General features: G+C 69.6%; 12 protein-coding genes and 1 tRNA gene. 8 read left to right on the top strand and 5 right to left on the bottom strand.

The features are described 5' to 3' along the window. Positions 1-12: 12 nt before the first annotated feature. Entirely contained in the window at positions 13-1203 is a 1191-nt protein-coding gene (locus CG740_RS12115; RefSeq protein ID WP_100575051.1) for a globin domain-containing protein, read from the bottom strand. Between the two features lie 126 nt (positions 1204-1329). Continuing rightward, positions 1330-1773 carry an RrF2 family transcriptional regulator gene (locus tag CG740_RS12120; protein ID WP_100575052.1) on the bottom strand — a complete coding sequence of 148 codons (444 nt, stop codon included), beginning with the start codon at positions 1771-1773 and terminating at the stop codon, positions 1330-1332. Between the two features lie 172 nt (positions 1774-1945). On the opposite strand from CG740_RS12120, the gene CG740_RS12125 reads away from it, so the two are divergent. The 6 genes from CG740_RS12125 to CG740_RS12150 all read left to right on the top strand — a co-directional run bounded on the left by CG740_RS12125 (position 1946) and on the right by CG740_RS12150 (position 8076). Continuing rightward, on the top strand, positions 1946-3343 hold the full coding sequence (locus tag CG740_RS12125; RefSeq protein ID WP_100575053.1) for a family 2B encapsulin nanocompartment shell protein: 1398 nt from the start codon (positions 1946-1948) through the stop codon (positions 3341-3343). Positions 3344-3419: 76 nt separating this feature from the next. Next, positions 3420-4451, top strand: a complete 1032-nt coding sequence (locus CG740_RS12130; protein ID WP_100575054.1) for a family 2 encapsulin nanocompartment cargo protein polyprenyl transferase — start codon at positions 3420-3422, stop codon at positions 4449-4451. 214 nt (positions 4452-4665) lie between these two features. Beyond that, entirely contained in the window at positions 4666-5889 is a 1224-nt protein-coding gene (locus CG740_RS12135) for an MFS transporter (RefSeq protein ID WP_100575055.1), read from the top strand. Between the two features lie 231 nt (positions 5890-6120). Then, on the top strand, positions 6121-6567 hold the full coding sequence (locus CG740_RS12140; RefSeq protein WP_100575056.1) for a DUF6304 family protein: 447 nt from the start codon (positions 6121-6123) through the stop codon (positions 6565-6567). 178 nt (positions 6568-6745) lie between these two features. After that, a complete protein-coding gene (locus tag CG740_RS12145) occupies positions 6746-7720 on the top strand; it encodes a DUF1648 domain-containing protein (RefSeq protein ID WP_100575057.1) in 975 nt (324 codons plus the stop codon). Continuing rightward, on the top strand, positions 7720-8076 hold the full coding sequence (locus CG740_RS12150; protein ID WP_100575058.1) for a GntR family transcriptional regulator: 357 nt from the start codon (positions 7720-7722) through the stop codon (positions 8074-8076). The genes CG740_RS12145 and CG740_RS12150 overlap by 1 nt, the downstream gene beginning before the upstream one ends. A gap of 45 nt (positions 8077-8121) precedes the next feature. On the opposite strand, the gene CG740_RS12155 is transcribed toward CG740_RS12150, so the two are convergent. Together CG740_RS12155 and cpt are read right to left on the bottom strand one after the other, a co-directional pair. Continuing rightward, positions 8122-8532: a glyoxalase/bleomycin resistance/extradiol dioxygenase family protein gene (locus CG740_RS12155; RefSeq protein WP_100575059.1), complete on the bottom strand. Its 411-nt coding sequence runs from the start codon at positions 8530-8532 to the stop codon at positions 8122-8124. A 133-nt stretch (positions 8533-8665) separates the two neighbouring features. Further along, positions 8666-9205, bottom strand: coding sequence for a chloramphenicol phosphotransferase CPT (gene cpt, locus CG740_RS12160; RefSeq protein ID WP_100575060.1), 540 nt, complete (start codon positions 9203-9205; stop codon positions 8666-8668). A 98-nt stretch (positions 9206-9303) separates the two neighbouring features. Between cpt and CG740_RS12165 the strand changes: the two genes are divergently transcribed. Beyond that, positions 9304-9831 carry an adenylate kinase gene (locus tag CG740_RS12165; protein ID WP_100575061.1) on the top strand — a complete coding sequence of 176 codons (528 nt, stop codon included), beginning with the start codon at positions 9304-9306 and terminating at the stop codon, positions 9829-9831. A gap of 36 nt (positions 9832-9867) precedes the next feature. Beyond that, positions 9868-9942, top strand: a tRNA-Ala gene (locus CG740_RS12170). Positions 9943-10223: 281 nt separating this feature from the next. Here the strand turns inward: CG740_RS12170 and CG740_RS12175 are convergent. Next, entirely contained in the window at positions 10224-13982 is a 3759-nt protein-coding gene (locus tag CG740_RS12175) for a tetratricopeptide repeat protein (protein ID WP_234376200.1), read from the bottom strand. Between the last annotated feature and the right edge of the window lie 110 nt (positions 13983-14092).

Consider the following 14092-nt stretch of genomic DNA (forward strand, 5'->3'; position numbering starts at 1 on the left):
TCCCGAAGGCGCTCAGTCCTGGGCCAGCCACAGGTCGGGGCCGAACACCTCGTAGTGGATGTCGGCCGCCCTGACCCCCTTGGCGAGGAGCTGGGTGCGGATCGCGCGCATGAACGGGAGCGGCCCGCAGAGGTAGGCGCGGGTCCCGGGCGCGACCGGCAGCCGCGTCAGATCGACCAGGCCCGTGCGGTCCGCCGGATGGCCCGGCTCGGGGGTCTCGTACCAGAAGTGCGCTGCCGCGTCCGGGAGTTCGGACGTGAGGGCGGTATGGGCCCCGCGCAGCGCGTGCTCGGCGGGGGAGCGGTCGGCGTGCACCACGGTCACCGGGGCGCGGTGGCCGTCGGCCGCCAGCTGCTCCAGCATCGCCACCATCGGCGTACAGCCGATCCCGGCGGAGGCGAGCAGCAGCGGGGCCCCGTCCGCTTCGAGCACGAGATCGCCGTACGGTGCCGAGACGCGCAGCCGGTCGCCCTCGCGGACGTGGGTGTGCAGGTGGCCGGAAACCTCACCGTCCGGGTCGCCCTCGACGCGCTTGACCGTGATCGAGCGGAGCTCGCCCCCGGGTGCCGAGGTGAGGCTGTACTGGCGTATCTGGCGTGCGCCGTCGGGGAGTTCGACCTGGACGGAGACGTACTGGCCGGGCTTGAAGGCGGGGGCGGGGGACCCGTCGGCGGTGCGCAGCCGGAAGGTGGCGCAGTCGGCGGTCTCCTCGGTGCGGCCGGCCACCGTCCACTCGCGCCACACGTCCCCGGCGAGCACGTTCTGCTCCGCGTAGAGCCGGGCCTCGATGCCGGTCAGGGCGTTCGCCATCAGCCAGTACACCTCGTCCCAGGCCTCGGCGACCTCGGCGGTGGCCGCCTCCCCGAGCACCTCGGCGATCGCGGCGAAGAGGTGCCGGTGGACGAGTTCGTACTGGCCGGCGGTGACGCCGAGCGAGGCGTGCTTGTGGGCGATGCGGTTCAGCATCACGTCGGGGCGGTCCTCCGGGTGATCCACCAGGTGGGTCGCGAACGCGGCTATGGAACCGGCGAGTGCCTGCTTCTGCAGTCCGGCCGCCTGGTTGCCCCGGTTGAACAGGTCGCGAAGCAGCTCGGGGCGGTCCGCGAAGAGGCGCTCGTAGAAGCGCTCGGTGATGGTTCCGATGGCCGCCCCGACGGCGGGCAGAGTGGCGCGGACGGTCGCGGTCGACTTTTCGGACAACATCGAGGGGCTCCTCTTGGTCAACATCTCTGGTTCCGGGTGGGGCTCTGACAGATCGACGTAATCGGCATATGAAATGCGTATTTAAAGTTGTGGGGGACGAGGGGTGCCGCCCCGTCCGGGGTGCTGTCAGCGGCTGGTGATGCCGAGCAGCAGGGGGCCGGTCGGCGCGGTCACCAGATCGTCCACGGTGAGTTCGTCCAGGGATTCGTAGAACGCCTCCTGCGCGCGGTGCAGGGCCCGGCGCAACCGGCAGGCCGCGGCCAGCGGGCAGGGCGTCGCGCCCTCGCACTCCACGACGTCACCCGGGCCTTCGAGTTCGCGCACCAGGCCGCCCACGGAGGCGAGATGGCCCGCCGCGGTGACCGCGAGCCCGCCGCCCCGGCCGCGTCGCGCCTCGATCAGGCCCAGGTGCTGGAGCCGTGCGACGACCTTCGCGGTGTGCGTGTACGGGATGCGCATCGAGTCCGCCACCTCGCGTGTGGTCGGCGGGGCCTGGCCGGCCGCGTTCTCGATGACCGCGAGACGCATCAGGACGCGCAGTGCCAGGTCGGTGAATCTGGTGAGCCGCATGCCGTGAATCGTAGATAACTTGCATCTTGGCTGCAAGTTAAAGGAGAACGGCTGCCCGGGCCGTCGATGTTCTAATCCCACTCATTTGAGTAATGGCGCCGGGACTCTCCGTGCTGGAAGTGTTCTCGGCGCAGTCAGCTTGAAGATCGTGAGAGCGCTCAGAAGGAGTCACATGTCGGTCGAGGCAGGTCCCGAGAACCGCACCCAGCAGAGTCTCGGCACAGCCGCCGCGCGGAACTTGGCGACCACCACCAAGTCCGCCCCCCAGATGCAGGAGATCACCTCCCGTTGGCTGCTGCGGATGCTGCCATGGGTGCAGGTGCAGGGCGGTACGTACCGGGTCAACCGACGCCTCAGCTATTCGGTGGGGGACGGCAGGATCACCTTCGTCCAGACCGGTGAGCGGGTCGCGGTCATCCCCGCCGAGCTGGGCGAGCTGCCCGCGCTGCGGGACTACGAGGACGAGGCGGCGCTGAGCGAGCTCGCCAACCGGTGCGAGCAGCGCGAGTACGCGGCGGGCGAGGTCATCGCCACCGCGGGCGATGTGGCCGACCGGGTGTACCTGCTCGCGCACGGCCGGGTCGAGAAGATCGGCACCGGCCAGTACGGCGACGAGACGGAGCTGGGCTTCCTCGCGGACGGGGCGCACTTCGGTGAGGACGCGCTCGTCTCCGGCGACGCCGTCTGGGAGTGCACCTACCGCGCCACCACCGGGTGCACCGTGCTCGTCCTGAGCCGGGCCGACGTGCTCAACCTCGCGGAGCGCTCCGAGTCGCTGCACGATCACCTCGCCACGGTGTCGGGGCTGCCCGAGCAGCGCACCAACCACTACGGCGAAGCCGCGATCGACCTGTCCGCCGGCCACGTGGGCGAAGCGATCATCCCGCACACCTACGTCGACTACGAGGGCTCGCCCCGCGAGTACGAACTCTCCGTCGCGCAGACCGTCCTGAAGGTCCACAGCCGCGTCGCCGACCTCTACAACCAGCCGATGAACCAGACCGAGCAGCAGTTGCGGCTCACGGTCGAGGCGCTGCGCGAGCGCCAGGAGCACGAGCTCATCAACAACCGGGAGTTCGGCCTCCTGACCAACTGCGACTACGAGCAGCGCCTCCAGCCGCACGACGGCGTGCCCAGCCCCGACGACATGGACGAGCTGCTCTCGCGGCGGCGCGGCTCCAAGCTCTTCCTCGCGCACCCGCGCGCCATCGCCGCCTTCGGGCGCGAGTGCAACAAGCGCGGCCTGGTGCCGGAGTCGGTGGAGGTCGCGGGACACCACGTGCCCGCCTGGCGCGGGGTGCCGATCTTCCCGTGCAACAAGATCCCGGTCAGCGACGCGCGTACGACCTCGATCATCTGCATGCGTACCGGCGAGGCCGAGCAGGGCGTGATCGGACTCCAGCAGTCCGGCATCCCGGACGAGATCGAGCCGAGCCTGTCGGTCCGCTTCATGGGCATCGACGAGCAGGCGATCATCTCGTACCTGGTCACGGCGTACTACTCGGCCGCGATCCTGGTGCCCGACGCGCTCGGTGTGCTGGAGAACGTCGAGGTCAGCCGCTGGCGGTGAGCCTCCGGTCCGGGCGTGCCGACCCCGGTGCGCCCGGCTTCGCCGTCAACTCCCAGGAAGGGCACCCTAGTTGGCCATGCCGGAAGCCATGGAGGGCCGCGAGGCCGGCGATCTCCTGGAGCGGGCCCGTACCGTCGTCAACCCCCAACTGCGCACCACCGTCGAGTCGTTGCCCGGCTCCATGCGGCGGGTGGCGATGTACCACTTCGGCTGGGAGCACGCGGACGGGACCCCGTCCGGCGGCCAGTCGGGCAAGGCGATACGCCCGGCCCTCGTCCTCGCCGCGGCCACGGCGTTCGGCGGCCGGCCGGAGGCGGCGGTACGGGCCGCCGCGGCCGTCGAGCTCGTCCACAACTTCACGCTGCTGCACGACGACGTCATCGACGAGGATGCCACCCGGCGGCACCGCCCGACCGCCTGGACGGTCTTCGGTACCCCGGACGCCATCATCGTCGGGGACGCGCTGTTCGCCCTCGCGCTCCGGCTGATCGCCGACGACGGCCACCCGGCCTCCGGGGCGGCCTCGGCGCGCATCGCGGCCTGCGTCATCGAACTCTGCGCGGGCCAGCAGGCCGACTGCGCCTTCGAGGGGCGCGGCCCGCAGGACGTCTCGCTCGACGAGTGCCTCGCCATGGCGATGGCCAAGACCGGCGCCCTGCTCGGCTGCGCGTGCGCGCTGGGCGCGCTGTACGCGGGCGCGGGCGACGAGGAGGTCGCGGCGATGGACGCGTTCGGCCGGGAGGCCGGGCTCGCCTTCCAGCTCATCGACGACCTCATCGGCATCTGGGGCGACCCCGGGCGCACGGGGAAGCCCGCGGGCGCGGATCTCGCCGCGCACAAGAAGTCGCTCCCGGTCGTCGCCGCCCTCAACTCGGGCACTCCGGCGGCGGCCGAGCTCGCCGAGCTGTACCGGGGCCCGATGGGGGCCGAAGCGGTCCGCAGGGCGGCGGACGCGGTGGATCGCGCGGGTGGCCGCGACTGGGCCCAGATGCACGCCGCCGACCGGATGGCCCGGGCCGTCGACCACCTCTCACGGGCGGTGCCCGACCTCACCGCCGCGGGCGAACTGCTCGCCCTGGCCGAGTTCGTGACCCGCCGCACCCGCTGATCCCGCGCAGCGGCCGGCCCGGGCCGAGCGTGGACCGCCCATGCGGAGGGCGGCCCGCCGGGGCGAAGGCGGTCCGTCCGAGTGGAAGGCCCGGCCCGAGCGGAAGGCGGCCCGGGCCCGAGCCGAGCGTGGTCCGACCGAGCGGAAAGTGGCCCACTGAAGCCGATGGCAAGTGGCCCCACCCCTGGGCCATTGGGCTTGGTTTGATGAGCACATGACCTCCCGCCTCCTGCCGCCCGCAGGCCCCGCCCGCGGTCTCGCCGCGGCTCAGCTCGTCAACTCCCTCGGCGACGGCGCCTTCCTGGTCACCTCGGCGCTGTACTTCAGCCGGGTCGTCGGCCTCCCGGCCACCCGCATAGGCCTCGGCCTGACCCTCGCCTGGGCGGTCGGGGCGCTCGCCGGGGTGCCGCTCGGGCAGCTCGCCGACCGGCGCGGCCCGCGGGGCGTCGCCGTCCTGCTCGCCGCGGCCACGGGCGCCTCGGTCGCGTCCTTCCTGTTCGTCCGCGGCTTCCTCCCCTTCGTCCTTGCCGCGTGCTGCTACGCGACCGCGCAGACCGGACTCTCCGCCGCCCGCCAGGCGCTCCTGTCCGCGCTCGTCGACCGCCGGGACCGCACCCAGGTCCTCGCGCACCTCCAGTCCACGCTGAACGCCGGGCTCGCCGTCGGCGCCGCGGTCGGCGGGGTGGCCCTGCACTACGGCACCCGCACCGCCTATCTCGCCGTGTTCGCCCTGGACGCCCTGGCCTTCCTGTTCTGCGCGCTCGCCCTGCGCCGGCTGCCCCAGGTGCCGCCCACGCCCGTAGCGCCCGGCGGGGGACCGCGGTTCGCCGTGCTGCGCGACCGCCCGTACGCCGTGATCACCCTCCTCAACACCCTGCTCCTGCTGCGGATGCCGCTGATCAGTCTCGCCGTCCCGCTGTGGACGGTCACCCGCACCGACGCCCCGGGCTGGCTGGTGTCCGCGCTGCTCGTGCTCAACACCGGTGCGGTGATGCTCTTCCAGGTGCGGACCGCCTCCGCCGTCCATGACCTCTCCAGCGCCCGGCGGACCGTCGCGCGCGGCGGAGTGCTGATGCTGGCCTCCTGCGCGGCGTTCGCGCTCAGCGCCGCCGGAGCGTCCCCCTGGGGCGCCGTGGCCGTGCTCCTGGTCGCGGGCGGGCTCCAGGTGGCGGGCGAGATGATGCAGTCCGCGGGCGCCTGGCAGATCGGCTTCGACCTCGCCCCGGCCGACCAACAGGGCCAGTACCAAGGCTTCTTCGGCATGGGTGTCCCGCTGGCCAGGATGCTCGGCCCGCTGCTGCTCACCGCGCTCGTCATCGACTGGGGCGTGCCCGGCTGGCTGCTGCTCGGCGCCCTGTTCCTCGGTGCCGGCCTCGCGCTGGGCCCGGCCGTGCGCTGGGCCGAGAGGTCCAATTCCGTCCTGGCGCCGGCGGGTTGATGCGGCCCCGTTGCCGAAGGGCTCGAACAGACGCCCTCAGCACGTACCCGGTGCCGGCGGGCGTGCCGGAATCCCGCCCACTTCCACCCAATTCACCCCTCGGAGCGACGAGTTGAACGAGCCCCGTTCACGCGACAACGGACGCTCGTGCGGAAGTGCGCAAGGAAGCGGTAACACTCATTTCGGTCACCCCCTGTGACGAGCGGCAGGTTACGCCGCTAATCTCCGCCCATGACACCACAGTCATGGGCGGGTTGGTATCGAGACCGCCTAGGATCAGAAGCGCTGACGATCACCACCGACGGGACGCAACTGCGGACCCGCATCAGGGGGGTCGACTTCGCCGGAGCCAGCTTCGACTCGCTCGGCCCGGTACCGGGGATACCGGCGGAGAGCGGCACGTTCGCGCTCGACGGCGGGAACCTCCGTGACTTCGTACTCGAATGGGACATGCCCGTTCCCATCGCCTCGGACGACGGCGCCGTCCAGGAAGCCACCCTCAGCTGCCTGCTCTCCCTGAAGCCGCCGGAGCCCGACCTCGGGGTCGCCCTGCACTTCGGGGGAGCGGTGTACGCCAGCGGGCGGGCCGAACTCGACTTCGGCTCGGTGCTCGCCGACATCCGGCGCCAACTCCCCTCCGGTTCAAGCCTCCAGCCGTCCGCCCTGGACGCCATATAGCACCGTCCACTCGTCCTTCCTCCCGCGGCCGCCGCGCATCGGGGAGTCCGTCCGACTCCCCGGTGCACGGCGGCCGCTCTGTTGTCACGGGATGTTCCATCCGGGCCTGGACCGAGGTGAGTTGGACTCCATGCGCGCACTTGCATTGTTCTACTACTATGCAAACAAGGAGGCTTCGATGAACCGTGTCCGCTACCGCTTGGCGGCTCTCGCCGTGCTGCCGTTCCTGCTCGCTCTGGCCGTCGACCTGACGCTGTACGCACTTCTCCGGGACCGGCTGCCCGACCCGCTGGCCAGTCACTTCACCGCGAACGGCAGTTCCGACGGCACCCAGAGCCGCGGCTCCACCGTGCTCTTCGCGTGCGTGCTGCACCTCGGGCTCGGCGCGCTGTGGGCCGTCCTGATGGCTGCCGGGCAGCACGGCGTGCGCCGGCTCCGGTGGCTGAACGCCGCCGGGTTCGCGACCGCCGGGTTCGTGGGCCACCTCCTGGCCGCCACGCTGCTCGCCAACGCGGACGCGACGGACCCGGCGCGGGTACGGCTGCCGCTGTGGCAGCTCGCCGCCGGCGTGGGCGTGGCGGCGCTCGCGGCGGCGCTCGGCCGGCTGCTGCCCGTGCCCTCGCCGGTGCCGGCCGCCATGTCGCCCGCGGGCCCGCCCTCCGGCGGGGCCCCGCATCTCGACCTGGCCGAGGGCGAGTTGGCCGGGTGGATGCGGCGGGCGCCCTCGCGGGTGCTCCTCGGCTGCGGGGCGGTGCTGCTCGTCGCCGGAAGCGTGCTGCTGTACGTCGGTGGCTGGAGCAGTGCGGTCGGCGCGCTCTTCGGCGCCGTGGTGTGTCTCGCCTTCTCCTGCCCGTACGTCACCGTCGACCGGCGCGGCCTGACCGCGCGGCCCACCGTGCTGCCCTGGCCGCGGATCCGGATCCCGCTGTCCGACGTGACCCGGGCGGTCAGCCGCGACATCAAGGTCGCTGCGGAGTACGGGGGTTGGGGCTATCGGATGCGTCCGGGCAGGTCGGGTCTCATGCTGCGCTCCGGCGAGGCGATCGTCATACGGCGCACGGACGGACGGGAGTTCGCGGTGACGGTGGACGACGCAGGGACGGCCGCCGCCCTTCTGAACGCACTGGTCCTGCGCGAGAGGGCGAGTGGCTGATGCTCTTCCGTGTGGACCCCGCCTCGCCCCAGCCGCTCGGCGACCAGATCGCGGCCTCGGTGCGCGGGGCGATCGCCGAGGGCACGGTGACCCCGGGCGAGCGCCTGCCCTCCGCCCGCTCGCTGGCCGACTCCCTCGGTGTCAACCTCCATACGGTGCTCAGGGGTTACCAGCGCCTGCGCGAGGAGGGCCTGATCGAGCTGCGCCGGGGCCGCGGCGCGGTCGTCGTGGACGACGCGGGCGCCCGGCGGCGGGCGGCATTGATGCAACAGGTGCGTGAACTGGTCCGGCAGGCAAGGGAGTTGGGGCTGACGGAGGAGGAGGTGGTGGGTCTGGTGCGGCGCGGCCTCGCCTGAGGAGCGCCCGCACCCCGCGCAGGTGCCCCGTGAGCGCGGGACGGTTCAGTACGTCTGGAGCTCCACCAGGTTCCCGGCCGGGTCCAGGACATGCGCGGCGCGCATTCCCGGACCCCACTGCGGCAGATCGCGGGCGGGGGCGGCCACGGTGCCGCCCGCCTTCGCGCACAGCGAGACCGCGGCGTCGAGGGCGTCACGCGTGGCCACGTGGATCACCAGGGACGCGCCTCCGCCCGGCACCCGGTCCTCGCCGAGGGCGGCGACCATCGCCGCGCGGGTGAACAGGGCGAGCGCGGTGCGGCCGTCGCTCGTGTCCCAACTGGCATAGCCGGAAGCGGCGTTGCCGCGGGCGAGGGTGCATCCGGTGAGGTCCGGCAGCACGGCCTCGTAGAAGCGGAACACCGGCTCGTAGGGATCGACGAGAAGCCGGGGGTACGGGGGCTCCAGAGGGTCCATGCCCTCGAACCTAACCCGGAGGACGGCCCTGTGCGGTGTGCCGGTGGTCACGCGCCCCGACCGCGAGACCGTCCGCCCCGAAGCGTACGCATCCACGTCGCGCCGGGCCCGGCCCGCTTCCCGGAAGGCGGACTCAGTGGCTGCCTCGGGTGTGCCGGGCGTACCGATCGGCGATCAGCAGGGCGCACGCCATGGACTCCGTACCCGCCGAGTCCACCTCGATGTCGTACCGCACCCCCACATGCACGGACTCGGCCTGGCCGCGGGCCATGCCGGGGGCGCGGTCACCGCGGGCGGTCTCGCGGCCGGCGGCCGTATCGGGGTCGCAGCGCACCCCGACCCAGAGCACGTCGAGTCCGTCGAGGGCGTGCTGCCAGCGCTTCTGGCCGTCGGCGCCGTCCAGGAAGACCTCGTCGAGCACCACCTGGGCGCCGGCCCGCACCATCGCGGCCACTCCGTGCGCCCAGGCGTCCGAGAGCCGGCGGTAGTCGGGGCCCACGGTCACCGTGCCGTCCGCCCCGATCTCCAGACCGCCTTCACCGCGGAGCGAGGCGGGCATGGCCGCGTCCACAGAGTCCACACCGAAGGCGAGCCAGGCGCCGGGCAGCACGGCCTGCAAACACCGGACGATTCCGGACTTGCCGGAACTGGAACCGCCGTTGAGCACGATCACCTGACACCGGGGCGTACGCATCTGATCCGTCACGCGCGCCAGGGTAGGCGCGGGCCCTCGCCCGGCCAACCGAATTCCGCGCGGGATAGCCTGCCCCGATGCGGCGCGTTCTCGTGGTCGGCAGCACCGGAGCCGGCAAGTCCACCCTGGCCCGAGCCCTGGGCGAGCGGCTCGACCTGCCGTACCACGAGGTGGACGCCCTGCACTTCGCCGGCCCGGGCTGGGCCGAGGACCCGCGCTTCGCGACCCGGGTGGCCGAGATCGCGGCCACCCCGGCGTGGGTGCTGGACTCGTACGGCACCCCGGAGGTCCGCCCCCTGTTGTGGGAGCGGGCCGACACGGTGCTCTGGCTGGACTACCCCAGGCGCGTCGTGATGCCGCGCGTACTGCGCCGCTCGCTGCGCCGGACCGTACTGCGCGAGCGGATCTTCCACGGCAACCGGGAGACCCTGACGGAGTGGTTCCGCCCCGACCACCCGGCCCGCTGGGCCTGGTCCCAGTACGCCTCCCGCAGAGCGGCCCTGGCGGCCCTCACCACCGACCCCGCCTTCACCCCGCTGCACACCCTCCGCTTCACGGCGCCGCGCGAGACGCGGAGGTGGCTGAGCGCCCTCGAAAACCGCTAGGCGCCGCACTGCGGGCGGCCTAGGATGCCGATCAAGGCGGGGTCGTAGCACAGAGGTAGTGCGCCTACACAGCATGGAGGAGGACGCCGGTTCGAATCCGGCCGCCCCGCCCCTTCAGCCGGCGTCCGCCCCACCGCGCGGCAGACACCGAAAGGGCCCGCCCGGGCAACCCCGGTCGGGCCCTTCTCGATTCGCGGGTGCTCGGGTGCCCGAAGGTGCCCGGCCTGCGAACTCGGCCTGGATCAGGCCTTCTTGGTCTCCAAGTAATGGGCCGGGTCGGTGACCTGCAGCGATCACCGCTACGGGACGCTGACCTGGCCTTTTCTTGATTACAGGCGATGGGCTGCGACGGTCGCGAGCGGGTGTCTCGCGGACTGTGTGCGGACTGCAGGTTACTTCGCGACAGCGATGCGCCCGCAGCAGTGCTTGAACTTTCTTCCGGTGCGCATCATGCATGGGCATGGGCGGTTCCTGCCTGGCCGAACCACGGTAAGCGGTACAGTGCCGCCCACTGCGTTTCCCGAGGCGATGGCGCGCACCAAGTAGGAAGGATCATCGGCTGCCATGCCCTGCAGGTTCCTTCCCACCACCACGATCAGCGAACCCTCGGCTGCCTTCTGATACCAGCGGGGGAGGAAATTCAGCGGCATGCGGTGCAGGAGTTGGCCGGATGGGCCAGTAATTGAGAGATTGTTGTCTTCGAGTTTCGCTTGAACGGCACCGTTGTTGACGGCAGGTACGTCACGCAGGTCCAGCGGACGACTATCGTTCATCTGGAGCAGGCTCTGCAGGTCAGTGAATCCGGTTGCGCGGTAGTTCGTGAGGACGAGGTCCCGTACCTGCGCGTCACGGTAAGAGCCCCATCCGCCGTAGCAATCGGCGATGATCCCGGCCCGGTCCCTGCCGAACAGGATGCATTCCACCTCAAAAACGACCTTCGGTTCTTTCGGCGCCTTCCCTTTTAGCTGGACTACCTTGGAGGCTACACAGTGGGGATGTGCCAACCGAAGCATGAGGCGGTCCATCCCCGGATGCTTCATGAGGAGCAATTCGGCTTCACCCGTCTCGTCGACCGAGAGGTTGCAGGCAGCGCATGTCTGGCGAGAGTTTCCGAGGTGAGCGGTGAGCTGTTCGACATCAAGCCCAGACAGCGCTTCCCTCACGGCATCAGAGACATTGATCTGTCTTCTGCCCGTGGCAACTGCGGAATGGCTGACCTCGCAGTCTGCTTTGGTGACCGCTCCATCATCAACAGTGCGAAGTCGAGCGCGGATGGCCTCCAGGACACGCCTGTCGATTTCCTGCTCACTGCCCAGCAATTCCTCGATTGTCGGCTCTTTGGAATCGTCCTGTGCTGAGTCCAAGTGCAGCCCTCTGAGCAGCACGAGCGCCTCGCCCGCGTCTGACCAGCCGCTGAGCTCTTCGTGGAGATTGAAGGCTTGGCGTGCGTGTGCGCGGGCTTGTTCGGTGTCGCCAAGCACCCGAAAGGAACGAGCCAGGTTGAGCAGGCATGGGGCCTGCAATGTGGCGTCGTCGAGCTGCTCGATCAGAGCAAGCGCCTTACGAAATGCAGTGACAGCCTTCTCGTGATCACGCGAGAGTGCATGGTGAGATCCGACATTGAGATGAAGGGCTGCCTCGAGCGACTGCATCCCCAACTGCTCGGCCACAGGGATGAGCTTGGCGATCTCGGCAACGGCTTGTTCTTTCACCTCGTCGTGAAGTCTGCATACCGCAGCCATCCCGCGGGCCGTGAGGAGCACATGGAGGTCCTTCTGCTCAGTAGCAAGTTCGGCGGCCTTGTCGTACTGATCGAGGGCTTCGCTCCATCTGTCGTTTCGAGCTTGCACATTGGCCAGGGCCATCCTGCAGTGCAGGACTGCCGACCTGTCGCCGGCCCGCTCACACTGGTCGAGCGCCTTGGTGATCGTTGACATCGCCTCCTTGTAGAGGCCCCGGCGCGAGTAGAGAACGGCGAGGGCACGAGACGCCTGCGCCCGGGTGGCCGGCGATGCCTCGTCCGACATCACTGAGATCACCGATTCCAGCGCCTGGGCGCCCTCCTGCCATCTGCCCGCGACGATGAGAGCTTCCCCGAGTGCAGCTCTTGCCTGGGCCAAGCCGCGTTTCTCATCGGTTCCGTCCAGAAGCTGAACTGCTTCCGTCAGATAGGTGACGGTCTCGCCGATCCGGCCCCGGTGCCACAGGTACTCGGCGTTCTTCTGCAGAGTCTGAGCGGTTACGATTGGGTTCCCCAGGTGCTTAGCCATGTCCCGGGCGTCGGCGAAGTAGGTTTCTGCCTCATCGAGATGACCGATGCCTCCGTGGTAGGAGGCCAAGTAGGCCAGCGCCCGAGCTGCGTGCTCGTAGTCGCCGATCCCGGTGGCGAGATTGGCGCATTCGCCGAGGTGTTCGGCGGCCTGATGGATATCTGCTCGCTCCGCGGCCTGACTTCCGATTCGAAACAGGGCCCGAACCTGTCCCTGAACATCCCCGGTGTCCCGGTAGATCGCCAGCGCGTCCTGCAAGGGGTGCACGGGGGCTGAGGCCGGCCGTTCCTCCGCGGGAGTCTCGGCGAGTTCCATCAGAGCCTTTGCCTCCCACTCCCGGCTTCCGACGGCTCGTGCTCGCTCGATGTCCAGTGAGGCATCCTTGGCAGCCTCAGTCAGTCGACCCGTCCTGCGCAACAGAGCGGCGAGGGCACCACGGTTCCAAAGCTCTGTACGGCTGTCCATGCGGGACAAGTTCCTGCTGTTGTGGAGGTATTGGTCGGCCCGACGCAGCTGGCCAATTGCCAGGTGGGCCTGGCCTAGATTGCCCAGGGCATGGGCCAGCATCCGGTTGTCCTCGATGACTCGCCAGAACAGCAACCCGTTGCGGAGAAATGGGATGGCCTCACGGGCCCGTCCGAGGTTGATGAGCAGAGTCCCCAAGGCAATCTGCGCCATGTGCATCTGGTAGGGATTTTCAGCCTTGTGTGCCGTCTCTGCGCTGCGCTGATACAGGTCTGCAGCGCGCTGGGTGTCCCCGAGGTGGCTGGCCACCATGCCAAGGTTGTACAGCGCTGATGCCGTCCATTCAGGTTTCGCGGACTGGGTTCCAGCTTCCAGCACGCACTCATAGACCCGACCCAGATCCCTCCAGTGGCTTCCGTGCCACAGAGAGGCGGTTAGGTCGGAGGCGAGACTGACGACTGGTCCCCACATCTGCTGTTGCCCCGCCAATTCGGTCATGGCGACAGCGCTTGGTCGATCGGCGTTCAGTACACGCAGAGCGTCTGCATTGCCCTGCGAGGGTACCTTCGCGTCTTTATCCACGAAGCCGATAGATTCGGTTGCCGTCTGAACACGAACAGCAAACACAAGGCAGGTCTGTCTGATAACTGATTCTCGATGTTCTGCCGTGGCTGAGGCTGCTTTCAAGCGGGCGAAGCGGTGCAGAATCTCGTGGAATACGAACCGGTCTTCGTCGATCTGCTCGATGAGACTGAGCTCAAACAGTGCGTCCAGCAACTCTGTTGCAGCATCGACATGAGCGTCATCAAGTTCAGATTGAGGCGACATGGCTGCAGCAACTACGTCGGGGGTAATGGAAATGTGCGGCAGGATCCCGAGGGTAGTGAAGAGATCTGCCTGTTCTGGGTTGAGCGCGCCGTAGCTCCGCTCCAGCACGGGCTCCAGCGCGGTCTGGCCGGCCCGCAGAGCGCGCAGGCCGCGGTCGGGGCTCGTGATGTCCTCGAGGTAGCGGTCGACGCTGACTTTGGGGCGGCGTGCCAGGTGTGCGGCTGCCACATGCAGGGCGAGGGGATGCCCGGCGCACGCCTCCGCCAGCATGCTCACCTGGCTGTCGGTCAGCCGAGTAGGCCCGGCCACCGCCCTAACCAACCCTTCGCTGGCGTGGTCGGGCAATGGGCCGAGCTCGATGATTTGCACCAGAGCGGTCAGCCCGCTCAGCTTTGACCGGCTGGTGCACACCAGGCCGAAAGGTCCATCTACCTGGAGAACCTCAAGAAGCGCCTCCTCAGAGACGACATCGTCGATGAACAGGAGGACCTTACTGCCGGACAGCGTCGCGCGAAGCGCAGCGAGTTGCTGCGCACGACCCTCGGGAAGCGGTTCGCCGGGGCGCATTGTGCGCAGAACTTCCAGCACCAGATCTACTGGATCCCCTTCACCTGCCGCCAAAGCGAGGTCGATGTGGAACTGTCCGTCTGGGTAGACGTCTGCGACGAGTCGGGACAGACGCAGTGCGACGGCGCTCT

It is taken from the genome of Streptomyces sp. CB01201, assembly GCF_002803085.1.
Classification (GTDB): domain Bacteria; phylum Actinomycetota; class Actinomycetes; order Streptomycetales; family Streptomycetaceae; genus Streptomyces; species Streptomyces hundungensis.

Bases quoted from the DNA above. Each gene is read 5' to 3' on its own strand.
- CG740_RS12115 (WP_100575051.1), bottom strand. From the start codon at position 1,203: ATGTTGTCCGAAAAGTCGACCGCGACCGTCCGCGCCACTCTGCCCGCC.
- CG740_RS12165 (WP_100575061.1), top strand. From the start codon at position 9,304: ATGCGGCGCGTTCTCGTGGTCGGCAGCACCGGAGCCGGCAAGTCCACC.
- CG740_RS12120 (WP_100575052.1), bottom strand. From the start codon at position 1,773: ATGCGGCTCACCAGATTCACCGACCTGGCACTGCGCGTCCTGATGCGT.
- CG740_RS12145 (WP_100575057.1), top strand. From the start codon at position 6,746: ATGAACCGTGTCCGCTACCGCTTGGCGGCTCTCGCCGTGCTGCCGTTC.
- CG740_RS12155 (WP_100575059.1), bottom strand. From the start codon at position 8,532: ATGGACCCTCTGGAGCCCCCGTACCCCCGGCTTCTCGTCGATCCCTAC.
- CG740_RS12150 (WP_100575058.1), top strand. From the start codon at position 7,720: ATGCTCTTCCGTGTGGACCCCGCCTCGCCCCAGCCGCTCGGCGACCAG.
- CG740_RS12130 (WP_100575054.1), top strand. From the start codon at position 3,420: ATGCCGGAAGCCATGGAGGGCCGCGAGGCCGGCGATCTCCTGGAGCGG.
- CG740_RS12125 (WP_100575053.1), top strand. From the start codon at position 1,946: ATGTCGGTCGAGGCAGGTCCCGAGAACCGCACCCAGCAGAGTCTCGGC.
- CG740_RS12135 (WP_100575055.1), top strand. From the start codon at position 4,666: ATGACCTCCCGCCTCCTGCCGCCCGCAGGCCCCGCCCGCGGTCTCGCC.
- CG740_RS12140 (WP_100575056.1), top strand. From the start codon at position 6,121: ATGACACCACAGTCATGGGCGGGTTGGTATCGAGACCGCCTAGGATCA.